The following is a 23,913-nucleotide window of genomic DNA, read 5'->3' as shown; positions in this document are numbered from 1 at the left end:
CGCCCTACAGCAGCGCGCGCAGACCGGCCATGGTCTCCTCGACGGGCAGGCGCGAGGTGAAGCCCGCGGCCCTGGCGTGCCCGCCGCCGCCCAGCGCGGAGCAGACGCGGGCGACGTCCACCCCGCCCCGGGAGCGGGTGGAGACCTGCCAGGCGCCGTCGTCGTCCTCCTTGAGGACGACGGCCACCTCCGCCCCCTCGGCGCGCCGGACGACGTCGATGATCCCCTCCACCTCCTCGTACGGCAGGCCGTACGAGGCCCGGTCGGCGCGGGTGACGAACGTCCACGCCAGGCCTCCGCCCACCTCCGGCTCCAGCCTCACCCGGCCGAGGACGGTCCCCAGCACCCGCAGGTAGCCGACCGGCGAGCTGTCCCACAGCCGCCGGGCGATCTCCTCGGTGTCCACCCCGGCGGCCACCAGTCTGGCGGCCATCTCGTGGGCCGCCGGGGTGGTCGAGGAGTGCCGGAAGGAGCCGGTGTCGGTGACCAGGCCGACGTACAGGCAGGTGGCGATGGCCTCGTCGATCGGCAGGCCGAGCCGGTGGAGCAGCCGCTCGACGAGCGCGGTGGTGGACGCGGCGGCGGGGTCGATCAGGTTGAGGGTGCCGAAACCGGGGTTGGACGGGTGGTGGTCCACCACGATCAGCTCCCGGGCCCGGCCCGCGTTCCCCGCCAGCGTGCCCAGCCGGTCCAGGGTGGAGGCGTCGAAGGTGATCATCAGCTCCGGGGCCTCGGGATACCCGGAGGGCTCGACCAGGAGATCCTGGCCCGGCAGGAAGCCCAGCAGCCGGGGGACCGCGAAGCGGCGGTCGCCGAAGGAGGCCGCCACCCGCTTGCCCGCCGCGCGCAGCGCCGCACCGGCCGCCAGCATCGAGCCGAGGGCGTCGCCGTCCGGCGACACGTGGCAGGCCAGCGCGACCTCGCCCGCGGACGAGATCAGCTCGACGGCCCGGTCCCAGTCCGCGTCCGGAACCGCTCCCCCGCGACCGCCGCCGCGCACGCCGGTCGTCGCACCACCGGACCCCATCTCACCGGACGCCATCTCGCCGGACGTCACGTCGCCGGACGTCCGGCGCGGTCCGGTGCTCCGTCCGTGCTTCGGCCCGACTCCCCGTCCCCGGTGTCCCCGGCGTCCTCGGTGTCCCCGGCGTCCTCGGCGTCCTCGTCCCTGGGCCGCCGGTACGGGTCGGCTTCCCCGGCGTGCCGGGCCTTCTCCCGCTTCCTGGCGATCTCCTCGTCCCTGGCCCTGGCCTCGGCGAAGAGGTCGTCCAGGTGGCGGGCGCTGTCCGGGAGCGGGTCGTGGGTGAACGTCAGCGTCGGCGTGTGGCGCAGACCGGTCTGGCGGCCCACCTCCGAGCGGATGAGCCCCTTGGCGCTCTCCAGCGCCGTCGCGGAGTCGGCCCGCTCGGCCTCGGAGCCGAACACGGTGTAGAACACCGTCGCCTCCCCGAGGTCGGCGGTGATCCGGGCGTCGGTCACGGTCACGAAGCCGAGTCGCGGGTCCTTGATCCGGCGCTCCAGCATCTCCGCCACCACCTGCTGGATACGGTCAGCGATCTTGCGCGCGCGTGCGGCGTCCATCGTCGCTCCCCTCTTCTCACAGAGAGGACCGGGCACGAAGGCGTCTTCGCGACCGGTCCTCTGCGTCTGCTAGTCCTCGTCCTCGTTGTAGAGCCGCTGCCGCGCGGACAGCAGCTCGATCTCCGGGCGGCCGGCGACCAGGCGCTCGCAGTCGTCCAGCACCGCGCCGCAGTTGGCGGCGGTGGCGGAGACGACCGCGATCCCGATCTCCGTACGGCGGTGCAGGTCCAGGTGGCCGGTCTCGGCGACCGCCACCCCCGGGAACCTCTTCTGCACCTCGGCGATGATGGGACGCACCACGGAGCGCTTCTGCTTCAGCGAGTGAACGTCGCCGAGCAGGATGTCCAACGTCAGGGCACCTACGTACATGTCAGTTCACCGCGCATGCTCACTCCCGGCCCGCGCCGGTGCGGCGGTGCGCACCGGCGCGGGGAGGGAACGAGGCGTCAGACGCGCGGCTTCTCCCGCATCTCGAACGTCTCGATGACGTCGTCGATCTTGATGTCGCTGTAGCCGACACCGATACCGCACTCGTAGCCGTCGCGGACCTCGGTCGCGTCGTCCTTGAACCGGCGCAGCGAGGAGACGGTGAGGTTGTCGGAGATGACGACACCACCGCGGATGATCCGCGCCTTGCTGTTGCGGACGATCGTGCCCGAACGGACCAGCGCACCGGCGATGTTGCCGATCTTCGGCACCTTGAAGACCTCGCGGACTTCGGCGGTGCCCATCTGGACCTCTTCGAACTCGGGCTTGAGCATGCCCTTGAGGGCCGCCTCGATCTCCTCGATCGCCTGGTAGATGACCGAGTAGTAGCGGATGTCGACGCCCTCGCGCTCGGCCAGGTCGCGCGCCCGGACCTCGGGACGCACGTTGAAACCGATGATGACGGCGTTGTCGTCGGCCACGGCCAGGTTGACGTCGTACTCGGTGATGGCGCCGACCGCGCGGTGGAGCACCCGCAGGCGCACCTCCTCGCCGACGTCGATCTTGAGCAGGGCGTCCTCGAGGGCCTCGACCGAACCGGAGACGTCACCCTTGATGATGAGCTTGAGCTCGTCGACCTGGCCCTTCTCCATCTCGCTGAAGAGCTCTTCGAGGGTGCGGCGGCGGCCGGACTTGGCCATGTCCGCGATGCGCTTGCGCGCCGCCCGCTGCTGGGCGATCTGGCGCGCCATCCGGTCGTCGGTGACCACGATGAAGTTGTCACCGGCGCCGGGCACCGCGGTCAGACCGAGGACCAGCACCGGACGCGACGGGTCGGCCTCTTCGATCGACTCGCCGTTGTCGTCCAGCATCGCCCGGACGCGGCCGAAGGCCTCACCGCAGACGATCGAGTCGCCGACGCGGAGCGTGCCGCGCTGGACCAGCACGGTCGCGACCGGACCGCGGCCCTTGTCGAGGTGGGCCTCGATGGCGACGCCCTGGGCGTCCATCGTCGGGTTCGCCCGCAGGTCGAGCTCGGCGTCCGCGGTGAGCAGGACCGCCTCGAGCAGGCTCTCGATGCCGATGTCGTTCTTGGCGGAGATGTCCACGAACATCGTGGTGCCGCCGTACTCCTCGGCGACGAGGCCGTACTCGGTGAGCTGGGCACGCACCTTGCTCGGGTCCGCGCCCTCCTTGTCGATCTTGTTGACCGCGACCACGATCGGCACGTCGGCCGCCTGGGCGTGGTTCAGCGCCTCGATGGTCTGCGGCTTCACACCGTCGTCGGCCGCGACCACCAGGATGGCGATGTCGGTGACCTTGGCACCACGGGCACGCATGGCGGTGAACGCCTCGTGACCCGGGGTGTCGATGAAGGTGATCCGCCGCTGCTCGCCCTCGTGCTCGGTGCCGATCTGGTAGGCGCCGATGTGCTGGGTGATGCCGCCGGCCTCGCGCGCCACCACGTTGGTCTTGCGGATGGCGTCGAGCAGCCTGGTCTTACCGTGGTCGACGTGACCCATGACGGTCACGACCGGCGGACGGGCGACCAGGTCGGCGTCGTCGCCCTCGTCCTCGCCGAACTCGATGTCGAAGGACTCGAGAAGCTCGCGGTCCTCCTCCTCCGGGCTCACGACGAGCAGGTTGTAGTCCAGCTCGGCGGCCAGGAGCTGGAGCGTCTCCTCGTTGACCGACTGCGTCGCGGTCACCATCTCGCCGAGGTGCAGCATGATCTGCACCAGCGACGCGGGGTTCGCGCCGATCTTGTCCGCGAAGTCCGCCAGGGACGCGCCGCGCGACAGGCGGATCGTCTGACCGCCGCCGCGGGGGGCCTGCACGCCGCCGATCGCCGGCGCCTGCATGTTGTCGAACTCCTGGCGCCTCTGGCGCTTGGACTTGCGGCCGCGGGCCGGGCGTCCGCCCGGACGGCCGAAGGCGCCGGCCGTACCGCCGCCGCGGCCACGGCCGCCGCCGCCGGGACGACCGGCGAAACCGCCGCCGCCGCCCGGAGCGCCGGTCCCGGTTCCGGGACGACCGGCACCGCCGCCGGGACGACCGGCGAAACCGCCGCCGCCGCCGGGACGACCGGCACCGCCGCCCGGACGACCGGCACCGCCGCCCGGACGACCGCCGCCGCCGGGACGACCGGCACCGCCGCCGCCCGGACCCGCCGGACGGCCCTGGGGCATCATCATCGGGCTGGGACGCGGACCGCCGGGACGCGGACCGCCGGCACCCGCGCCGCCGCCGGGGCGCGGACCGGCCGCGCCGGCACCGCCGCCCGGACGCGGACCGCCCGCGCCGGGCCCCGGACGGGGACCGGCCGCACCGGGCGGGCCGGGACGGGCGCCCGGAGGACGCGGAGCCGCACCGTCGCGCGGGCCGCGGTCCTCACGGGGACCGCCGCCGGGACGGGGACCGCGGTCACCGGGACCGCCGGGGCCGCCCGGGCGCGGCGGACGGGTCTGGCCCATGCCGCTGGCGTTCGAGGAGAACGGGTTGTTGCCCGGCCGCGGGCCGCGCGGGCCCGGACGCGGACCCGGCTTGGCCCCGGGACCGCCGGGGGCCCCGGCGGCGGGACGCGGGCCCGAGGGGGCGCCGGGACCGCCGGCGGGACGGGCCTGCGGGCCGGCCGCCTCGGGACGCGGCGCCGGGCGCGGGCCCGGACGCGGGCCCGGCTTGGCGCCGGGACCGCCGGGGGCCGCGGGGCGCGGGGCCTCCGTGCGGGGGGCCTCGAACCGCGGCGGCTGGACCGGCGACGGCTGCTGCTGCACCGGCGGCTGCTGCTGGATCGGGGGCTGCTGAACCTGGGGCTGCGGAGCCTGCGGCGCGGGGGCCACAGGACGCGGACCCGGACGCGGGCCCGGCTTGGGAGCCGGTCCCGGCCTGGGCACCGCGGTGGGCGCCGCAGCGCCTCCGGCCTGGCCCTCCGCCGGCCGGGGGGCCGCCTGGGGCGGCCTGGGCGCCCTTCCGGCACCCTTGTCGGACGAACCCTTCGTAGGCACGCCCAAAGCTTCCGTGAGCCTGCGGACCACCGGTGCCTCGATGGTCGAGGACGCCGAACGAACGAACTCGCCCATCTCCTGGAGCTTAGCCATGACGACCTTGCTCTCCACACCGAACTCCTTGGCGAGCTCGTATACCCGGACCTTCGCCACTGCACTCCCTTACTCGGCCCGGGAGGCTGTGCCGCCGGACCGTCGTTACGTAGACGTACTCATCGCCGCATGCTCATCAGGCGCTCATAGCTATCTGACCAGCCCATCAACTCGGCGTCCTACATGACAGTTGGCAACCATGTCACCCGGTCCTCTCCGCCTGCAGCTCCTCCAGGTGGCTGCGCACGAGCGACAGGTCGAGCGTTTCCCCGGCGCGGAAAGCGCGCGGGAACGCCCGCCTGCGCTCGGCGAGCTCGAGGCATCTCGGGGTCGGATGCAGTGAAGCACCACGCCCCGGGAGCCGTCGTCGCAGGTCGGGGACGATGACGCCCTCGACCGCCACCAAGCGGAGCAGCTCGGAGGAGACCGTGCGAACCCGGCAACCCACACACGTTCTCAGTGGGGCGGCCCGGCCACCATATTCCAGCTTACCGTGTGGACGCATCTGCGGAACCGGCCGCACCCTCCACGTGGGTGTCCGGCCGGATGTCGATGCGCCAACCGGTCAGGCGGTTGGCCAGCCGGGCGTTCTGCCCCTCCTTGCCGATGGCGAGGGAGAGCTGGTAGTCCGGCACGGTCACCCGCGCCGCACGGCCGGCGGCGTCGATCACCTCGACATGCGAAACACGGGCGGGGGACAGGGCATTCCCGACGAACTCCGCCGGATCCTCCGACCAGTCGATGATGTCGATCTTCTCGCCGTGCAGCTCGGTCATCACGTTGCGCACCCGCGAACCCATCGGGCCGATGCAGGCGCCCTTGGCGTTGACGCCCGGCCGCCGGGAACGGACCGCGATCTTGGTACGGTGGCCCGCCTCGCGGGCGATCGCGGCGATCTCGACGGTGCCGTCGGCGATCTCCGGGACCTCCAGCGCGAAGAGCTTCTTCACCAGGCCCGGATGGGTCCGCGACAACGTCACCGACGGGCCCTTGTGCCCCTTCTTGACCTGCACCACGTAGCAGCGGATCCGCTCTCCGTGGACGTACTCCTCACCGGGGACCTGCTCGTTGTGCGGGAGCACCGCCTCGATCTTGCCCAGGTCCACCAGGACGACCCGCGGGTCCTTGCCCTGCTGGACGACCCCGGCCACGAGCTCGCCCTCACGGCTGGCGAACTCACCGAAGTTGATCTCGTCCTCGGCGTCCCGGAGCTGCTGCAGGATGATCTGCTTGGCGGTGGTCGCGGCGATGCGGCTGAAGTTGCCCGGGGTGTCGTCGTACTCCCGGAGCACCTCCCCGTCCTCGCCGGTCTCCGCGGCGTAGATGGCCACGTGACCGGTGCTCCGGTCCAGCTCGGCACGGGCCTTGGCGGCCGCGCCCTCGGTCCGGAAATACGCGATCAGCAGCGCGTCCTCGATCGCCTTGACGACCAGGTCGAAGGAGATGTCCTTCTCCCGCTCCAGGCTGCGCAGGACGCTCATGTCGATGTCCACGAGGCTCCCCCTTAGCCCTCGTCGCCGTCTTCGCCGTCGTCTTCGGCGTCGTCGCTCTCATCGAGCCGGCGGAATTCCACCTGCACCCGTCCTCGGGCCAGGTCCTGATGGTCGACGCGGTGCGCCGCGCCCTCGACGTCCAGCTCCACGCCGGTCTCGTCGGTGGCGACGATCCGGCCCTCCACGCAGGTGCCGTCCCTCAGCTCGGCCTTGACCAGCCGCCCCACCGCCCGGCGCCAGTGGCGCGGCTCGGTGAGCGGGCGGTCGACTCCGGGAGAGGAGACCTCCAGCACGTAGGGGGCGGAGCCCATCGCGTCGCCCGCGTCCAGCGCGGCGGAGACGGCGTGGCTGACCTGCGCCACCCCGTCCAGGCTCACGCCGCCGTCGCGGTCGACGACGACACGGAGCAGCCGGCGCCTGCCCGCCGGTGTGACCGTGACGTCCTCCAGATCGAACCCCTCGGCTTCGACGACGGGTTCGAGAAGCTTCACCAGGCGGTCGCGGGATGTGACGCTGCCCATGTCGACCTCCTATTGTCACGATCTCGTCCGGGCGCACCTCGCCCATGTGACTCCCCAGCCTATCCACACCGGAGCGCGGAAAGAGCGTCACTCGGTGTGGCCGAGCCGTCCGGGACGTCCCCGGACACGGGGTGGCCGCGGTGGCGAGCCCGTACGATGCTAGAGGCGTCAGCACCCCACCCGAGACCGGAGGTCGTCCGTGCGTTCCCTCACCCGGCGCGCGCTGCTGCGGAGCGGTGCCCTCGGGGCGGCCGCCGCGACGGTCGCGGGATGCGCCGGCGAGGAGCCCGGGCCGGCTCCCGCGCCGCCGCCCGATCCGGAGACCGTGCTGCTCAGGCGACTGATCGAGGAGAAGGAGCGGACCGTCGCGCTGTACGCCGCGCTGTCCTCGCGGCGGCTCGCCCCCTTCCGGCAGCGGCACGAGGCGCACCTGGCCGAGCTGCGCCGGAGACTGCCCGGCGGGAACGCTCCGGGGTCCGCCGCGATCTCTCCTGCGCCTTCCCCGTCCGCCGCGGCGACCCCCTCGCCCAGCCCGGCGCCGTCCCTGCGCAGGCTGCGCGACCTGGAGCGGGAGGCCGCCGCGCGCCGCCCCCGGCAGACCGAGGGGGTCTCCCCCGCGCTCGCGCAGCTGATCGCGTGCATCGGCGCCTGCGAGGCCGCGCACGCCGTGGCCCTGCCGAGGTCGCTGTGAGCACGGGGACCGGCGGGCTCTCCACGGCCCTGGCCGCCGAGCACGCGGCCGTCTACGCCTACGGGGTCATCGCCGCCAGGACCACGGGCGACCTGCGCGCCACCGCGACGGCGGCCTTCAGGTCCCACCGCGTCCGCCGCGACCGGCTCCGGGTCCTGATCACCGAGCGCGGCGGCGTCCCCGCCGAGGCCGACGCGGCCTACGCGCTCCCGGTCACCCCGTCCACCGCCGCCCAGGCCGTGGAGCTGGCGGTGCTGGTCGAGAGGGGGGTGACCACCGCCTACCTGGAGCTGGCCGCCGACGACGACGCGGCGCTGCGCCGCATGGCCGCGCTGGCCATGCAGGAGTGCGTCAAGCGCGCGTACGGCCTGCGCCCGGAGATCGAGGCCTTCCCCGGCATGCCGCCCGGCGCGGTGCCCCCGGCGCCCTCGGCATCGCCATCGGCATCGGCATCGCCGCCGCCGACCTCACCGTCCGCGGCCCCGGACCCCGACGAGGACGGCGCTCCCCCCTCCTGACGGCCTCCAGGATCCGGGAGGACGGCGCTCCGGCCCCCGTCCCGCCCGGCGGGCCTCCGGCGGCCTCCACGGACGCCACAGCCCGTTTCGCACAGGTTTGCCGCGCCGGTGGCGGGTAGCCGACCTCCACGGAATCGACAAGGAGGAAAGCGATGGGCTGGGGATTCAGGAAGTCGATGAAGGTCGGTCCGTTCCGTCTCAACCTGTCCCGGACCGGGGTCGGCCACAGCTGGGGCAACCGCGCGTTCCGGGTGACCCGGACGGCCGACGGCCGCCGCACGCTGAGCGTCAACCTGCCCGGTGGCCTCCACTGGCGCAAGACCCTCAGCGGGTCGTCCCGCCGCTGATCCGGAACCCCGGGCGGGCGCCGGGCGTTGTCCCCCCTGCAGGCATCCGGGTTCCAGAGGAGACGGGGAGAGACATGGGCTGGAACTACCACAAGTCGATCAAGCTGGGTCCGTTCCGCGTCAACCTGTCCCGGCACGGGGTCGGGCACAGCTTCGGCGGTCGCCGGTTCCACCTCACCCGGACGCCGGACGGCCGCAGGTACGTGAGCGTGACCCTGCCGGGCGGGTTCCACCTGGGCAAGACGATCGGCGGCCAGCCGCGCCGCCGCCACTTCTAGGACCGCCCCACCCGGCCGGGGGCGGGCTCAGCCCGCCCCCGGCCGGGTGAAGCCCAGGCGGTGCGTCGGATAGTCGCCGTAGCTCTCGAGACGCACCACCGAGCGCGAGTTGGGCGCGTGGACCATGGTCTGCTTCTCGGGGTCGACCACGATGCCCACGTGGTCGGCCTTGCCGTCCCCGGTGCTGTCGAAGAAGATCAGGTCTCCGGCCTGCACCTCGCCGTCGGGCACCCGCGGCCCGTGCCGCCACTGGTCCGCGGCGACCCGGGGGATGGAGATCCCGGCCGCCTCGTACGACCGGAGCGTCAGGCCGGAGCAGTCGAAGGCGTTCGGGCCTTCCCTTCCCCAGACGTAGGGGTCGCCGAGCTGCTTGAGCGCGTACCCCACGACCGCCTTGGCGCTGGGGTTCGCCCCCAGGTTGGGGACCGTGGGCGGGGCGCCCGCGCCCCCTCCCTGGTGGCCGGCCCCGCCGGATCCGCCGCCCGGCCCGTACCCGGCGCTCCCGCCGTACCCTCCGGAGCCGCCGTTCCCGCCGGGACCGCTCCCGCCGTTCACCGGGGTGGCGCCGTCGTACCCGGCCAGCTGCGTCGATCTCCCCTGCCGGAAGCCCGGGTCGGGCACCCAGCGCATCGAGGGATTGTTGCGGGGGACGAAGTCCTGGTCCCCGGGCGCGGGGATGGCGCTGAAGAACGCGGTGCCCAGGTGCCCGCCGATCGCGCCGGCGGCCGCCTCGACCGCCGCGACGGCCCGGCGCCGCGAGGCTTCGGCCCGCCTCAGGGCGTCGGCCGCCTGGGACTGGACGCTCTCCGCCGGTACGGCGCCGCCGGTCTGTTCGCGTTGCCCGGCCAGCCAGGTCTGTTTCTCCTCGTAGATCGCCTGGACCTCGCTCCTGGCGGCCTCCAGTGCGCCCCCGGCGTCCTCCAGCGCGGCGGCGCAGCTCCTGAGCGCGCCGCTGAAGGACGTGCCGGCCCGCGGGTACCGGGCCATGTACCCGGTGAAGCTCTCAGCGGCGCCGCCGTTCCAGGCGTCGTCCACGGTGCCGGCCGCGCGCTTGAGCGCGCCGGTGTGCGTGCCGACGCCGGAGGCCAGCGCCCGCCAGCGCTGGGCGATGCCGGAGATCTCCGCCTGGTCGCCGGTCAGCTCGTCGACGACGCGCAGCAGGGCGCCGAACTCACCGCCCCCGCCGCCCGTCACACGCTCTCCACCGGGACGTCCACCCGATCGGACCTGCGGACGTTGGCGATCACGGTGTGCAGCGCCGCCTCGACCTTGTCGAGGTTCTGCTGGGCGTGCCGGGTCTCCGCCCCGATCTTCCCTTCGAGCTTGCGGACGGCCTCGGCGAGTTCGCCGGACGCGTCTCCGAGCTTGCCGAAGCAGGAGGAGCCGACGCCGGCGGGCCGCTCGTCGGCCGTGCTCCGGAACTGGTTCGCGACGCTTCTGGCCTTGTTCGCGCACTCTTCCAGCGCGTCGAAATGGAGGTCGAACCCCTTCATGCAACCCCACCCCATATGCCTCGTGGGTGCCGATCGTCCGTAAAAGCTACCACTCGGATGATCAGAAAGAAGGCTCTCCCCCTGAACGCGCGCATCCCGCGCCGGGCCCCGGAGCGGGGCCCGGCCGCGGGCGCGCGTCCGGTTCGGGCGCGCGCCCGGCGCCCCGAGCGGGGTCAGGCCCGGCAGGCGGCCTCGACGCGGTCGGCGGCCTCGGCGATCGGGATCTCCTCCTTGACGCCCGTGGCCCGGTCGCGCAGCTCCGCCACCCCCTGGGCCAGACCGCGGCCGACCACCACGATGGTGGGCATGCCGAGCAGCTCCGCGTCCTTGAACTTCACCCCCGGCGAGACCCCGGCGCGGTCGTCCACCAGCACGCGCAGGCCCCGCGCGTGGAGCTCCTCGGCGAGCCGGGTGGCGACCTCGATCTGGTTCTCCTTGCCGGTGCCCACGATGTGCACGTCGGCGGGGGCCACCTCGCGCGGCCACAGGAGCCCGAGCTCGTCGTGCCGCTGCTCGACGAGCACCGCCACCGCGCGGGAGACGCCGATGCCGTAGGAGCCCATGGTGATGCGGACCGGCTTGCCGTCGGGGCCCAGGGCGTCGAGCCTGGCGGCGTCGGCGTACTTGCGGCCGAGCTGGAAGATGTGGCCGATCTCGATGCCGCGGTCGATGGACAGCGCCGAGCCGCAGGCCGGGCAGGCGTCCCCGGCGCGGACCTCGGCGGCCTCGATGGTGCCGTCGGCGGTGAAGTCGCGGCCGGCGACCACGCCCACGGCGTGCTTGTTCGGCTCGTTGGCGCCGGTCACCCAGGCGCTGCCGTCGACCACGCGGGGGTCGACGAGATAGCGGATGCCGAGGTCCTTGAGGACCTGCGGGCCGATGTAGCCGCGCACCAGGCCGGGGTGCCGGTGGAAGTCCTCGGCCTCGAAGATGGCGGGCTCGCCGGGGGCCAGGGCGGCCTCCAGGCGCTTGAAGTCCACCTCGCGGTCGCCGGGGACGCCGACGACCAGGACCTCGGTCTTGCCCGAGCCCGGGGCGGTCACCTTGACCACCACGTTCTTGAGCGTGTCGGCGGCGGTGACGTCCAGGCCGTGGTGCTCGTTGAGGTGGGCGACCAGCGACTCGATGGTGGGGGTGTTCGGCGTGTCCAGCACCCGCAGGGCCGGCCGCTCACCGGTGGGCGCGGCGGGGGCGGGGGTGGTGACCGCCTCGGCGTTGGCGGCGTAGCCGCAGTGGTGGCAGGCGACGAAGGTGTCCTCACCGGTCTCGGCCGGCGCCAGGAACTCCTCCGAGGCCGAGCCGCCCATCGCCCCCGAGGTGGCGAAGCAGATCTTGTAGGTGATGCCGAGCCGGTCGAAGGTGCGGACGTAGGTCTCGCGGTGCCGCTCGTAGGAGCGCTTGAGACCGTCGTCGTCGAGGTCGAAGGAGTAGGAGTCCTTCATGACGAACTCGCGCCCGCGCAGGATGCCGGCCCGGGGCCGGGCCTCGTCGCGGTACTTCGTCTGGATCTGGTACAGCGTCACCGGGTAGTCCTTGTAGGAGGAGTACTCCCCCTTGACCATGTCGGTGAACATCTCCTCGTGGGTGGGGCCGAGCAGGTAGTCGGCGCCCTTGCGGTCCTTGAGCCGGAAGAGCGTGTCGCCGTACTCCGTCCAGCGGCCGGTGGCCTCGTAGTACTCCCGGGGCAGCAGGGCCGGGAAGAGCACCTCCTGACCGCCCATGCGGTCCATCTCCTCGCGCACGACGCGGGTGACGTTCTCCAGGACCATCTTGCCGAGCGGCAGCCAGGAGTAGACGCCGGGGGCGACCCGGCGGACGTAGCCGGCGCGGACGAGCAGCTTATGGCTCGGGACTTCCGCGTCTGCCGGGTCGTCCCTCAGCGTTCGAAGAAACAGCGACGACATGCGCAGCAGCACGGCTACTCCTAGATTGGCAGGGAATCGGTGTCCTCCAGGGTATCGAGCCCGGCGGGGCCCGCGCCTGCCATCGGGGCCCGCCGCCCGTCACGGACCGGCGACGAGGAACAGGTGGGCGGCCGCCAGGACCGCGCCCGCCAGGGCGGAGCGCACCGCCCCGGCCCCCCGGCGCAGCGACAGGACCACGGCCAGCACCAGGACCGCGGCGGCCTGGACGCTCCACGCCCCGGACTGCGCCGCCTCGACGGCCTCGATCATCAGGACCCCGGCGGGCAGCGCCGCGGCGAGGTCTCCCCCCGGGCCCTTCCGCCTGGTCGCGTAGGCCAGCAGGGCGCAGACGGCGAAGGCCAGGAGCGTCACCCCCGGCACCGTGCCCTCGGCCCCGACGTGGAAGGGGTGGTAGCCCGACGGGAAGGCCCCGGCGGCCAGGATCGGGACGACCGGCCCGAGGGCGGCGAGCGTCCCGGCCAGCGCCGCCCAGCCGAGCCCCGTGGCCGTCCTGCCGACGGCGAGGGCGAGCAGCAGGTAGGCGTAGGGGTCGTAGGCCGCGACCAGCGGGCCCGGCCCGGGGGCGAGCATCTCGCCGAAGGCGCCGAGCAGCAGCCCTCCGACGAGCGAGAGCATCATGTGCCAGAGGATCGCCCGCTCCCGGCGGTCCCCTGCGGTGAAGTCGTACGTGCCGTGTTGCCCAACCAAAGCCGCTGATCCCCCGATCCGCTCCTGCCGGTGGCCACGCGCAGCATATATGACCTGCAAGAACACACAAAAACGGTCAAGCCCTACTAAACAACCGGTCGCTTGTTTATGCTGCGCCTGTGCCTCCTGACGACACCGCCGCCGCAGCGGCCGCCGGACGCGCCGTGCCCCCGGGATCCGGGGCCCCCGCCGAGCCCGTCGAGCCCGTCGAGCCCGCCGACATGGGCCTCACCGCCGACCAGGCCGACCTCCGCGACGCCGTCCGCGCCTTCCTCGCCGGGCGTCCCGGCGCTCCCTGGGACCGCTTCGCCCGGGAGCTCGGCGTGGCGGGCCTGGCCGTCCCCGAGGAGTACGGCGGGGCGGGCTGCGGCACGGCCGAGCAGGCGGTCGTCTGCGAGGAGCTCGGCCGGGTCCTGTCCCCCCACCCCTACCTGGCCACCGCCGTGCTCGCCGTCGAGGCGCTCAGGGCCGCGGGCGACCCCGACGCGATGGCCCGGCTGCTGCCCGCCATCGCGGACGGCTCGCGCACCGCGACCGTCCTGCTGCCCGGCGACGCCGACCTGACCCTGTCCCGGGGCCGGCTCACCGGCACCGCGCCCTGCGCGCTGGACGGCGAGGTGGTCCTGGCCTTCGCCGGCGACGAACTGGTCGAGGCCGCGCCCTCGTCCCGCACCCCGCTGACGACGCTCGACCAGACCCGCCCGCTCGTCGCCCTGTCCTTCGACGCCGTCCCCGTACGGCCCGCCGGCGACGGCGCGGTCCGCGACCGGGTCCGGGACGCCGGGGTCGCCTGCCTGGCGGCCGAGCAGGCCGGAGGGGCCGCCGCCTGCCTGGAGGCCGCCGTGCGGCACGCCCTCGGACGCCACCAGTTCGGCCGCCCCATCGGCTCCTTCCAGGCCGTCAAGCACAAGCTCGCCGACCTGCTCCTGCTCGTCGAGTCCGCCCGCTCGGCCGCGCTGGCCGCCGCCCGCGCCCGGCCCGGCGAGCTCCCGGTCGCCGCCGCGATCGCGGGCTCCTACTGCACCGAGGCCTACCTGACCGCCGCGGGCGAGAACATCCAGGTCCACGGGGGCACCGGTGTCACCTGGGAGCATTCAGCCCACCGCCACCTCAAGCGCGCCGCCGCCGACGCCCAGCTCTTCGGCCCGCCGCACGCCCACCGGGCCCGCCTCGCCGCGGCCGCCGGTCTCTGACGGTCCCCGGCCGCGCCGCCGGTGACCGCCGGACCGGCCCTCGCGGGCCGCGGCGCGCCGGGCCGGCCCCGTACGGCGGGCCGGAAACGTGGCGGGTCAACCGCCGAGGAGCCGCTCCCAGGGCTGCGGGGAAGGGCCGCGGCGGGTGGTGTCGAGGGCCTCGGCCAGGTGCCAGGGATCGAGGCGGGGGTGGGGGCGGTCCCGGCCGACCGGGTCGACGGCCCGCAGCACGAAGCGGACGCCGACCACGTCGAGGACGGCGGACAGCGCGGTGGCCCGTCCGACGGGGTCCGCCGGGGTCCCGCGCTCGCGGACCCGCTCGGCCAGCGCCTCGGCCACCTCGGCGGCATAGGGCCCCTCGCGCCACTCGATGTGCCAGCTGTCGCCGGTCCCCCTCCACCAGGTCAGGTCGCGGCACGACTCCATCAGTCCGGCGTCGCCGCCGAGCGCCGCCATCACCCGGCCGAACGCCTCGAACCGGTGGACGCCCACCGGCTGCATCTCATCGGCCGCACTCGCGGAGCGCCCGCCCCCGCCCGGTCCCCTCATGCGTCGGAGCGTGCCAGCCCCACGCCCGGGCCCGGCCGCGCTTTGCCGCTCCTTCGCCTCCTCCTCACGCGCTCCGCACGGGAACCATCCCTCCCCTTTCCCTTCCTCCGGCCGGAGCCTGCCGGCGGACCGCTCCCGGCCGCCGCCGACGCCGTCCGTTCCTGCGCGGATGCCGCCGGATGCGTCCCGTGCGGGCGGTCACGGGAGTACGTTGGAGGAAGCGCGCCCCTGCCGATGCGCGGCCACCGGCACAACCCCTGGGAGGCGACGTGTCACTGCGAGTCGCGGTCGTCGGGTCCGGCCCCGCCGGCGTCTACACCGCCGAGGCCTTGACGAGGCAGGCCACCGGCCCCGTCGAGGTGGACGTGCTGGAACGGCTGCCCACCCCCTACGGACTGGTGCGGTACGGCGTGGCCCCCGACCACACCTCGATCAAGTCGATAGCCGGCTACCTGCGCCGGGTGCTGGAGCAGCCCGGGGTCCGCTTCCTCGGCGGCGTCGAGTTCGGCCGGGACGTGAGCCGCGAGGACCTGCTGGCCTGCTACGACGCCGTGGTCTACTGCACGGGCGCGATGGTGGACCGGCGGATGGGCGTCCCCGGCGAGGACCTGCCCGGCAGCGTGGCGGCCACCGACTTCGTCAACTGGTACTGCGGGCACCCGGACGTGCCCGCCGACCGCTTCCTGCTGGACAGCCCCGAGATCGCGGTGATCGGCGTGGGCAACGTGGCGGTGGACGTCGTGCGGATCCTGGCCAAGACCGCCGAGGAGCTGCGCGACACCGACGTGCCGGAGGAGGTCCTGGCCCGGCTGGCCGCCAGCCGGGTGAAGACCGTCCACATGGTCGGCCGCCGGGGCCCGGAGCACGCCAAGTTCACCCTGAAGGAGCTGCGGGAGCTCGGTGAGCTGGCCAACGCCGACGTGCGCGTGCGGCCGGAGGAGGCGGCGGCCTCGGTGGAGGACCTGCCGCGGCAGGTCCGGGGGAACGTCGAGGTGCTGCAGTCCTGGGCCGCCCGCATCCCGGCGGGCCGCCCCCGGCGCCTGGAGGTGCGCTTCTGGATGCGGCCGGTGGAGATCCTGGGGCGCGACCGGGTGGAGGCCCTCCGCCTGGAGCGGACCCGCCTGGCCGACGGCCGTGTCGTCGGCACCGGCGCGTTCGAGGTCCTGCCCGTCGGCATGGTCCTGCGCTCGGTCGGGTACCGCAGCGTCCCGCTGCCGGGCGTCCCGTTCTCCGAGGCCACCATGACCGTGCCGAACGAGGCGGGGCGGGTGGCCGACCGCGAGTACGTCGCCGGCTGGCTCAAGCGCGGGCCCAGCGGGGTGATCGGCACCAACAAGTCCGACGCCGCCGAGACCGTCCGCACCCTGCTGGCCGACCTGTCCGGCCGCGCACCGGCGCGGCACGCGGACCTGGAGCCGCTCCTCGCCCGGCGCGGGCTCGCCCCCGTGACCTACGACGGCTGGCGGGCCGTCGAGGCGGCCGAGGCCGCCCTGGCCCGGTCCCTCGGCCGCGGCGAGCGGGTGAAGCTGGCCGGCGCCGCGATGGCCGCCGTGCTGGAGGACCGGGGCCGGCGGGAGGACGGCCTCCCGGACGGGACGGAGCACCCCGAGGGCACAGCGGGCGCCGCGAGCGCTGCGGGCGCCGCGAGCGCTGCGGGCACAGCGGGCGCCGCGGGCGCTGCGGGCACAGCGGGCGCTGCGGGCACAGCGGGCGCTGCCGGCGCTGCCGGCGCCCAGGACGCCGAGGGGCTGGCGGCGCGGTAAACAATGATCTACCCGACATCGGGCCGAATCTCTACAGAACTGGATTCGGCTACCGATGAGGACTCCGTGAACGGACCGTGGACCGACCCTGCCTCGACGTCGGCGCCGAAGGCCCCCGTCGCGGACCCGGCCTCCTCCGGCGCCGGGGCCGGCCCGCCGGACGCCTCCGGGGCACCCGCCGCGCCCCCCGTGCACGCCGCCCCCGCCGCGCCCTGCGAGGCGGCCGGGACGCTCACCGCGACGGAGCTGTCGGCGGAGCTGGAGGCACTGGAGATCACCAGCGGCTACAACATCGAGACGGCGTTCGACCGCGCGGTGGAGCTGGAACGGGCGGCCGAGGAGCTCGGTGACGTCGTGCTGGCCCTGCGCGCGAAACTGGTCCAGGTCGACGTGCAGACCCGCTGGGGCGATCTGACCTCGGTGATACCGGTGATGTGGCAGGTCAACCGGTGGGCGGTCGACAACGAGTGCCGTCCGCTGCTGGCCCGCACCCACCTGCTGATGGCGCGGGCCTACCGGGATCTGGGCGATCCGGCCGCCTCGCTGGAGCACACCGTCACCTCCGTGGAGGCGCTGGACGAGAGCACGCACCCCCGCATCCGGCTGACCCACCTGATGCGGCTGGCGGACGCGCTCGACGAGACCGGCTCCATCGAGGCCTCCCGCGAGCGCTACCGGCAGGCCGAGCGCCTCGCCGCCACGATCGACGTGGAGCGGCACGTCACGGTCCTCAACAACCTCGCCTACGCCGAGTACGAGGCCGGCCGGTACGACGTCGCCTGGCAGTCCGTCGAGCGCATGCTGGAGATCAGCTCGGCCCACGGCTACGAGCTCGACGTCTCCCACCTGGACACCATCGCCCGCCTCCAGATCCCGCTCGGCCACCACGCCGAAGCCGTGATGGCGGCCGAGACGGGCATCCGGATGTACGAGGACCAGGAGCTGAAGCAGGCGGCCGCGCTCCCCGAGGTCCTGCTCACCCTGGCCATCGCCCAGCGCCATCTGGGCGCCCTGCAGGAGGCCCAGGCGAACCTGGACCGCAGCCGGTCGATCTGCGAGGAGCACGGCTACCGCAGGATCCTCGTCCCGCTGCAGCAGGAGCAGGCCGAGCTGCACGCCGCCACCGGCGACCACCGCCGGGCCTTCGAGGCGTACAAGGCCTACCATGCCGCGGAGAAGGACCTGGTCTCCCAGCAGCAGGAGGCCCGGGCCCGCACCCGGCAGGTCATGTTCGAGGCCAGCGAGGCGCGCCAGGAGGCCGAGCTCTTCCGCGAGCAGGCCCGCCGCGACCCCCTCACCGGGCTGCGCAACCGCCGCTACGTCGACGAGCACCTGCCCGAGCTCCTCGCCGCCGCCGCCCTCACGGACGACGCGGTGACGGTCGCGCTCGTCGACCTCGACCACTTCAAGCGGATCAACGACACCTGCTCCCACGACGCGGGCGACCAGGTCCTGGTCGCCGTCGCCAAGATGCTCGACGCCGTACCGGACCCCGCCTGCGCCGGCCTGGGCTTCGCCGCGCGGATGGGCGGCGAGGAGTTCCTGGTCGTGCTGACCGGGATCAGCCCCGCCGCGGCCGTGGCCCGGCTGGAAGAACTGCGGGCCGCCATCGCGTCCCGCCCCTGGCAGGCGCTCACCGGAGAGCTGCCCGTCACCGTGAGCATCGGCGTCACCGCCTCCCAGCCGCACAGCACGCAGGCCGAGCTCATCGCCCTGGCCGACGCGAACCTCTACACGGCCAAGAACAAGGGCCGCAACCGCGTCTGCGCCACCTCCAGCGCCCCCCTGGGCGAGCGGCGCCGCCACCGTGACGCCGGCACCCGCTCGGAGGCGGCCGGGGCGGCGGGGGCCGGTACGGCGCAGCCCGGCGCGGGACAACCCGGACGGGAGCGTCCCGGCGCGGGATGACGGGCGCCGGGCGGGTTCCGGCGGGCCCCGCCGGACCCGCACCGGCCCCGCCGGTCAGTCGACCAGTTCGCGCCAGCGGCGGACCAGGTGCGCCTCGACCGGGTCCGACCACGACGCGCGCACCGCGCTCCCGACGTGGAAGGCGCGCACGCCGTACTCCAGCAGGGCCGGGACGTGACCGGGGCGCAGGCCGCCGCCGGCCAGGATGAGCGGGCCGTCGCCGGCCTCGCAGCGGGTCCGCAGGGCGGACATCCCGTCCCCGACCCCGCCGGGCGCGCCCGCGGTGAGCACGGTGGCGAGGTTGGGCAGCAGCCGTACGGCCCGCCAGCCCGCCTGGACGTCGGCCGCGTGGTCCACCGCCCGGTGGAAGGTCCAGGGCAGCGGGGCCACCGCGTGGATCAGCGCCTCGGTGGCGACCAGGTCGACCGCGCCGGTGGAGTCGAGGAAGCCGAACACGAACCCGGCCGCGCCCGCCTCGGAGAGGGCCCGCGCGTCACGCCGCAGGCCCTCCAGCCGCTCGGGCGAGGCCAGGAACGACGCCTCGCCCCGCAGCATGACCATCTGCGGCAGCCTGCACTCCTTGGCGATCGCCGCGACCGTGTCCACCGCCGGGGTGAGCCCGCCCGCCGCCATGTCGGCGACGATCTCCAGGCGGTCGGCGCCGCCCTCTTCGGCGGCGACGGCGTCGCGCACGTCGAGCGCGATCACCTCAAGCAGGGATCCGGTCATGAAGTGAGGCTATCGGATGGCTTTGTCCGAGGATCGCCGCGGTTCACGGACGCTCCGGCGGGACCGGGCCCCGGCCCGGGGAGGAGGCCACGGCCCCGGCGGCCCCGGCGGCCTGCACGGCGACGCCCGCGGGAACGGATCCCGGAACGGCCACGGGAACGGATCCCGGGACGGCCGGAACGGCGCCGCGCAGGCCGCCGGGCCGCTGGAACAGCGCGCCCGAGGCACGGTGCGGCAGGTCGACCGTGCGCAGGTGGGTGAAGCGCTGCCGCCGGTAGTAGTCCTGCAACCGCCGGTTCTCCTTGGCGCAGTCCAGCCGGAGCCAGCGCCGGCCCGCCGCGACCGCGCGCAGGCCCGCCCAGTCGAGCAGCGCCTCGCCCAGCCCCCGGCCGGAGTGGCCGCGCGCCACCGCGAGCTTGTGGACGTACAGCGCCGAGCCGGGGTCGTCCTGGGCGGTCCAGAACTCGGGGTCGGCGTGGCCGTCCAGCGCCACGGTGGCGACCGGCCCGTCCTCCCCGTCCAGCAGGTACATGTCCCCTCTTTCGATCAGCGGGGCGATGCGCTCGGCCGGGAACCCCCCGGCGGGCCACTGCCGCACGCCCCGGCCGTTCAGCCAGGCGGCGGTCCGCGCCAGGAGCGCGAGCACCCCCGGCAGGTCCGCGGCGCCCGCCCGGCGCGGCGCGGGACGCCGCGGCGGGGCGGAGAGAGGGGCGGAGGCAGGGGTGATGGTGCTGGAGTGCATGGTCGATCCCTTCGTTGCGCCGGGTGAGTGAGATGACACGGAAAGTGTCCGTCCGGTGACGCACGGCATCCGCGCCGGACCGCGCGACCCCCGCGCTAGGGGTCCGCGGCGAGCTGGGAGAAGGGGGCGCGCCCGCCCGTGCGGCGGGCCGGGCCCGGGAGCCGCCCGCCGCGCGGGCGGGGCGGAGGCCGTCCCATCAGGGCGGCCAGGGGGAGGTCAACGGCTTTTCAGCTCGTACCGGATCAGGTGCTTGTCGGCGGGGAGCACCGAGACCGCGACCCGCACGGGGACGTCCTCCTCGTCGTATCCGACGCGGACGTAGACGACGACCGGCGTGCCGGACTGGAGCCGGAGCCGTTCGGTCTCCGAGCTGGTGGGCATCCGCGCCCAGATGTCGTCCACGACCCTCACCTGGGCGTGGCCGAGCTCCTCCAGCACCCGGTTGGCCCCGCGCGCGATGTCGCCGGGACGGGCGATCTCGGATCCGGAGACCAGCCGGAGCGGGAAGTAGGAGTCGTTGGTGTTGTACGGCTGCGCGTCCACGAACCGCAGCCTGCGGCGGACCACGGCGAGCCCGTCGTCGGGCAGCTCCAGCCTGCTGGCGATCTCCTCGGCCGGGTTCACGATCGACACCTCGATCTCCTGGCTCGGTTCGCGCCCCTCCTGGGAGACCGCCCAGGAGAAGGCCTCCCGGGTCTCCCCGGGCTGCGGCTGGAGTTCGCGCTGGGGATGCATCAGCAGGGGGCGGCGCTCCCTGACCACGGTCCCCCGGCGGGGCGTCCGGGTGATCAGGCCCTCGTTGACCAGTTCGCCGAGGGCGAGCCGCACGGTGTTGCGGCTCACCTGGTGGGTGAGCATGAGCTCGGCCTCGGTCGGCAGCTGATCACCCGGCTTGAGCGCACCGGAGTAGATGGTCCTCCGGAGGTCGGAGGCCACCTGCTGATACAGCGTCGACCGAGCCATTTAGTCCCCTTTGTGCCAATAAAACTAGACGATTTGGTTCTAGTGGGGAACCGCCCCTTGACCTAGCCTCCCAGGAGCCGCATCATCCAATCGTTGGTACAAATCCATTGAAAGGCTCCACCCCACCGACCCCCCACGCCGCTGACCGCGTGAGGACCCCATCCCTCGCCGGGGTCCTCGCGCCAGCGCACCGGGGAGAAGCGCGTCCTGGCGGGTCCCCCACGCCCGCCAGGGCGCGTCTTCCCGTCCCGGGACGGCGCGCTCCCGGAGACCGGGACGGCACCGCCCCTCCCCGGCCGCCCTCCCGTAGGTTTCCGGACAGGCGGACGCGGGACCGGCGCCCCTTCTCCGAGGGCCGGCCGGACCGCGCGGAGGAGGCGGGACGACCGTGACGGGCTTGCGCGAGGAGATCCGCGCCTGGCTGCGGGAGCAGCTGGAAGGCGAGTTCGCCCACGCCCGCGGGCTGGGCGGGCCGGGCCGCGAGCACGAGGGCCACGAGGTACGGCTGGCGTGGGAGCGGCGGCTCGGCGAGGCCGGGTGGACCTGCCTGGGCTGGCCCCGGGAGCACGGCGGGCGGGACGCGTCCCTGGCCGACCAGGTCGCCTTCCACGAGGAGTACGCGCGGGCCGACGCCCCGGCCCGGGTCGGGCACATCGGCGAGGGACTCATCGGCCCCACGATCATCGACTTCGGCACCGAGGAGCAGCGGCGCCGCTTCCTGCCGCCGATCCGGCGGGGCCGCGAGCTGTGGTGCCAGGGCTACTCCGAGCCCGAGGCCGGCTCCGACCTGGCCGGCGTGCGGACCCGGGCCCGGCGGGAGGGCGGCGCGTGGGTCCTCACCGGCCAGAAGACCTGGACCTCGCTCGCGCACGTCGCCGACTGGTGCTTCGTCCTGGCCCGGACCGAGCCCGGCTCGCGGCGGCACGCGGGCCTGTCCTACCTGCTGGTCCCGATGGACCAGCCCGGCGTCGAGGTCCGGCCCATCGTCCAGCTCACCGGGACCAGCGAGTTCAACGAGGTCTTCTTCGACGGAGCGCGCACGGCCGCCGGCAACGTCCTGGGCGCCCCCGGCGAGGGCTGGCGGGTCGCGATGGCCACGTTGGGATACGAGCGCGGCGCCTCGACCCTCGGCCAGCAGATCGGCTTCCAGCGGGAGTTCGACCGCGTCGTGGAGACCGCCCGGCGCACCGGCGCGGCCGGGGACCCGGTGCTGCGCGACCGGCTGGTCCGGTCGTGGCTGGAGCTGCGGATCATGCGCCTGAACGCGCTGCGCACGATGACCTCGCTGTCGGCCGGGACCCCGGGGCCGGAGGCCTCGATCGCCAAGCTCTACTGGTCGGAGTGGCACCGGCGGCTGGGCGAGCTGGCGCAGGCCGTGCAGGGCCGCGCGGGGCTGGTCGCCGACGGCCCGCCGTACGAGCTGAACGACCTGCAGCGGCTCTACCTGTTCAGCCGCGCGGACACCATCTACGCGGGCTCCAGCGAGATCCAGCGCACCATCATCGCCGAGCGCACCCTGGGCCTGCCCAAGGGCTGAGCTCCAGCGCGGGGGCCTCACGAACGGTCCCATCCGTGGGATTCGAGGCAGACCCCCACATCATCGGGCCCCACCTGACCGACCAACCGGATGGAGGGTTGTTCGGCTTCCGCTTCCGATGACGGACCGGGATCATCTGATCATGGCATCCACGCCCGGCGAACCGACGGAAACCGAGGACAGGGCTCCTCTCGTTCGGTTCCCCGGCCTCCGGTGGCGCCCTCCGGGCTCCCGGGGGAGAAGGGCTCCAGGGCCGGGACGCGCCCGGGGACGGCCCCGGGACCCGGTGAACCACCGGGACCCGCTCAGCCGTCCATCCGCACGTAGTCCACGGTCATGGTGCTGTCGAGGTCGGCGGCCGGGCGTCCGGCCTGCGAGCCGACCGCGACGTTGAGGATCAGCCGGGCGGACGACCTGGACGGCACCCGGTAGGGGAAGGAGCGCACGACGCGGCCGTCGACGGAGAACCGGGCCCGGCCGGACGGGCCCGTGGTCCAGGAGACCTCGTAGACGTGCCACCGGGTGGCGTCGACGTCGTACGCGCCGCCGCCGCTGAAGCGGTCGGTGTGGACGTGGTACTCGGGCCTCCACCGCGAGCCGTTGAGGCCGTTCTCCATCAGGTCGATCTCGCCGTAGTGCCGCCGCCTGCGCAGGGGGTCGGCGTGCAGCCAGATCGCCGGCCACGCGCCGCGCTGCCGGCCGGAGACCTTCGCCCGCACCCGCACGCTCCCGCCCCCGCTCGCGAACGTGGAGACCAGGCGCGCCGAGGTGTACCTGCGCCGCACGCCGTGGTCGCCGGTGTAGCCCTCGCGGCGGGCGTTGATCACGAGATGCCCGTCGCCGTCGAGCCGCGCGTTGCGCCCGCCGGAGGTGTAGCACTGCCGCTCGGCCCGGTACCCCCACAGGCATCCGGTCAGCTGCTCCCACCGGGACGGGTCCGGAGGGCTCCCCGCGGGACCGGAGAACTCGTCCTCGAAGCCGCGGGCCGCAAAGGACCGGAGGCGGCGGCCCTCCGCGGGGCCGGGCTCGCGGCCCCGGGAGCGCCCGGGGTCGTGGAGCCGGGCGTTCCCGGAGTCCCGGCCCCGGAAGCGCCCGGGGTCGTGGAGCCGGGCGTTCCCGGAGTCCCGGCTCCGGGAGCGCCCGGGGTCGTGGACCGCCGGGGGCGGGACCTGCGCCGCCACGACCGCGCCGTCCCCGAACCCGGCCACCGCGCTCACCAGCGCGACCGCGACGGCCGCGGTCCGGTTTCCGACCCCCATCGGCCGCGCCCCTCTCTGACGGCACCGTCCTTCCCGGGAACGCTCCGAGTCGGATCCCGGCCGTCTCCGGCCTTCCACCCCGCGGCGTCCGCTGCGGACAGTGAGATCACACAGAGAAATGTCACTCTCCGTGTCGCATCGATGACGATAACGTGCGGAGGCGGCTCCGGCGAGGAACCGCGGCGGAGCCCCGCGGCCGATTGCCGCCTTTC

Annotated in this window: 24 protein-coding genes; 8 read left to right on the top strand and 16 right to left on the bottom strand. The window is 74.4% G+C overall.

Annotation, left to right across the window (positions count from 1 at the left end):
* Positions 1 to 4 precede the first annotated feature (4 nt).
* The 7 genes from HS045_RS17065 to rimP form a co-directional block, all read right to left on the bottom strand.
* The gene (locus tag HS045_RS17065) at positions 5 to 1,042 is read right to left on the bottom strand and encodes a bifunctional oligoribonuclease/PAP phosphatase NrnA (RefSeq protein WP_230884071.1); all 1,038 of its coding nucleotides are present in this window, start codon (positions 1,040 to 1,042) and stop codon (positions 5 to 7) included.
* Between the two features lie 11 nt (positions 1,043 to 1,053).
* Positions 1,054 to 1,581: a 30S ribosome-binding factor RbfA gene (gene rbfA / locus HS045_RS17060; RefSeq protein ID WP_196452316.1), complete on the bottom strand. Its 528-nt coding sequence runs from the start codon at positions 1,579 to 1,581 to the stop codon at positions 1,054 to 1,056.
* Between the two features lie 69 nt (positions 1,582 to 1,650).
* Positions 1,651 to 1,950, bottom strand: a complete 300-nt coding sequence (locus tag HS045_RS17055) for a DUF503 domain-containing protein (RefSeq protein ID WP_196452315.1) — start codon at positions 1,948 to 1,950, stop codon at positions 1,651 to 1,653.
* A gap of 77 nt (positions 1,951 to 2,027) precedes the next feature.
* Positions 2,028 to 5,165 (bottom strand): translation initiation factor IF-2, encoded by a 3,138-nt coding sequence (infB, locus tag HS045_RS17050; RefSeq protein ID WP_196452314.1) that lies wholly within the window; start codon positions 5,163 to 5,165, stop codon positions 2,028 to 2,030.
* A 142-nt stretch (positions 5,166 to 5,307) separates the two neighbouring features.
* Entirely contained in the window at positions 5,308 to 5,553 is a 246-nt protein-coding gene (locus HS045_RS17045) for a YlxR family protein (RefSeq protein WP_307827564.1), read from the bottom strand.
* 40 nt (positions 5,554 to 5,593) lie between these two features.
* A complete protein-coding gene (gene nusA, locus HS045_RS17040; RefSeq protein ID WP_307827563.1) occupies positions 5,594 to 6,598 on the bottom strand; it encodes a transcription termination factor NusA in 1,005 nt (334 codons plus the stop codon).
* 11 nt (positions 6,599 to 6,609) lie between these two features.
* Entirely contained in the window at positions 6,610 to 7,119 is a 510-nt protein-coding gene (gene rimP, locus HS045_RS17035; RefSeq protein WP_196452312.1) for a ribosome maturation factor RimP, read from the bottom strand.
* A gap of 199 nt (positions 7,120 to 7,318) precedes the next feature.
* On the opposite strand from rimP, the gene HS045_RS34650 reads away from it, so the two are divergent.
* From HS045_RS34650 to HS045_RS17020, 4 genes are all read left to right on the top strand, one after another.
* Positions 7,319 to 7,810 carry a hypothetical protein gene (locus tag HS045_RS34650; protein WP_230884070.1) on the top strand — a complete coding sequence of 164 codons (492 nt, stop codon included), beginning with the start codon at positions 7,319 to 7,321 and terminating at the stop codon, positions 7,808 to 7,810.
* Positions 7,807 to 8,328 (top strand): ferritin-like domain-containing protein, encoded by a 522-nt coding sequence (locus HS045_RS34645; protein ID WP_307827562.1) that lies wholly within the window; start codon positions 7,807 to 7,809, stop codon positions 8,326 to 8,328. Before HS045_RS34650 ends, HS045_RS34645 begins: the two co-directional genes overlap by 4 nt.
* 152 nt (positions 8,329 to 8,480) lie before the next feature.
* Positions 8,481 to 8,675: a DUF4236 domain-containing protein gene (locus HS045_RS17025; protein ID WP_196452310.1), complete on the top strand. Its 195-nt coding sequence runs from the start codon at positions 8,481 to 8,483 to the stop codon at positions 8,673 to 8,675.
* Positions 8,676 to 8,749: 74 nt separating this feature from the next.
* Positions 8,750 to 8,953: a DUF4236 domain-containing protein gene (locus tag HS045_RS17020; protein WP_196452309.1), complete on the top strand. Its 204-nt coding sequence runs from the start codon at positions 8,750 to 8,752 to the stop codon at positions 8,951 to 8,953.
* 27 nt (positions 8,954 to 8,980) lie between these two features.
* Here the strand turns inward: HS045_RS17020 and HS045_RS17015 are convergent, their stop codons facing one another.
* The 4 genes from HS045_RS17015 to HS045_RS17000 all read right to left on the bottom strand — a co-directional run bounded on the left by HS045_RS17015 (position 8,981) and on the right by HS045_RS17000 (position 13,058).
* On the bottom strand, positions 8,981 to 10,147 hold the full coding sequence (locus HS045_RS17015; RefSeq protein WP_307827561.1) for a C40 family peptidase: 1,167 nt from the start codon (positions 10,145 to 10,147) through the stop codon (positions 8,981 to 8,983).
* Positions 10,144 to 10,446: a hypothetical protein gene (locus HS045_RS17010; RefSeq protein ID WP_196452308.1), complete on the bottom strand. Its 303-nt coding sequence runs from the start codon at positions 10,444 to 10,446 to the stop codon at positions 10,144 to 10,146. The genes HS045_RS17015 and HS045_RS17010 overlap by 4 nt, the downstream gene beginning before the upstream one ends.
* 173 nt (positions 10,447 to 10,619) lie before the next feature.
* Positions 10,620 to 12,362: a proline--tRNA ligase gene (locus tag HS045_RS17005; protein WP_196452307.1), complete on the bottom strand. Its 1,743-nt coding sequence runs from the start codon at positions 12,360 to 12,362 to the stop codon at positions 10,620 to 10,622.
* Positions 12,363 to 12,449: 87 nt separating this feature from the next.
* Complete coding sequence (locus tag HS045_RS17000) at positions 12,450 to 13,058, bottom strand: hypothetical protein (RefSeq protein WP_196452306.1); 609 nt, start codon at positions 13,056 to 13,058, stop codon at positions 12,450 to 12,452.
* 119 nt (positions 13,059 to 13,177) lie between these two features.
* Here HS045_RS17000 and HS045_RS16995 point away from each other — a divergent pair, with 119 nt between their 5' ends.
* A complete protein-coding gene (locus HS045_RS16995) occupies positions 13,178 to 14,251 on the top strand; it encodes an acyl-CoA dehydrogenase family protein (protein ID WP_307827560.1) in 1,074 nt (357 codons plus the stop codon).
* Between the two features lie 96 nt (positions 14,252 to 14,347).
* Here HS045_RS16995 and HS045_RS16990 read toward each other — a convergent pair whose 3' ends face one another.
* A complete protein-coding gene (locus HS045_RS16990) occupies positions 14,348 to 14,800 on the bottom strand; it encodes a hypothetical protein (protein ID WP_230884069.1) in 453 nt (150 codons plus the stop codon).
* Positions 14,801 to 15,075: 275 nt separating this feature from the next.
* On the opposite strand from HS045_RS16990, the gene HS045_RS16985 reads away from it, so the two are divergent.
* Positions 15,076 to 16,563: an FAD-dependent oxidoreductase gene (locus tag HS045_RS16985; protein ID WP_230884379.1), complete on the top strand. Its 1,488-nt coding sequence runs from the start codon at positions 15,076 to 15,078 to the stop codon at positions 16,561 to 16,563.
* Between the two features lie 66 nt (positions 16,564 to 16,629).
* Positions 16,630 to 18,471 (top strand): GGDEF domain-containing protein, encoded by a 1,842-nt coding sequence (locus tag HS045_RS36180; RefSeq protein ID WP_196452305.1) that lies wholly within the window; start codon positions 16,630 to 16,632, stop codon positions 18,469 to 18,471.
* Between the two features lie 54 nt (positions 18,472 to 18,525).
* Here the strand turns inward: HS045_RS36180 and HS045_RS16975 are convergent, their stop codons facing one another.
* From HS045_RS16975 to HS045_RS16965, 3 genes are all read right to left on the bottom strand, one after another.
* Positions 18,526 to 19,200 (bottom strand): copper homeostasis protein CutC, encoded by a 675-nt coding sequence (locus HS045_RS16975; RefSeq protein ID WP_196452304.1) that lies wholly within the window; start codon positions 19,198 to 19,200, stop codon positions 18,526 to 18,528.
* A gap of 43 nt (positions 19,201 to 19,243) precedes the next feature.
* Positions 19,244 to 19,942, bottom strand: a complete 699-nt coding sequence (locus HS045_RS16970) for an N-acetyltransferase (RefSeq protein WP_196452303.1) — start codon at positions 19,940 to 19,942, stop codon at positions 19,244 to 19,246.
* A 216-nt stretch (positions 19,943 to 20,158) separates the two neighbouring features.
* Positions 20,159 to 20,905: a GntR family transcriptional regulator gene (locus tag HS045_RS16965; protein WP_196452302.1), complete on the bottom strand. Its 747-nt coding sequence runs from the start codon at positions 20,903 to 20,905 to the stop codon at positions 20,159 to 20,161.
* Between the two features lie 388 nt (positions 20,906 to 21,293).
* Between HS045_RS16965 and HS045_RS16960 the strand changes: the two genes are divergently transcribed.
* A complete protein-coding gene (locus tag HS045_RS16960) occupies positions 21,294 to 22,442 on the top strand; it encodes an acyl-CoA dehydrogenase family protein (protein ID WP_196452301.1) in 1,149 nt (382 codons plus the stop codon).
* 305 nt (positions 22,443 to 22,747) lie between these two features.
* Here the strand turns inward: HS045_RS16960 and HS045_RS16955 are convergent, their stop codons facing one another.
* Complete coding sequence (locus HS045_RS16955; protein ID WP_196452300.1) at positions 22,748 to 23,701, bottom strand: family 16 glycosylhydrolase; 954 nt, start codon at positions 23,699 to 23,701, stop codon at positions 22,748 to 22,750.
* Between the last annotated feature and the right edge of the window lie 212 nt (positions 23,702 to 23,913).

This window comes from Planomonospora sp. ID82291 (assembly GCF_015711645.1).
Classification (GTDB): Bacteria; Actinomycetota; Actinomycetes; order Streptosporangiales; family Streptosporangiaceae; genus Planomonospora.
This window is presented reverse-complemented; position numbering and strand designations above follow the sequence as displayed.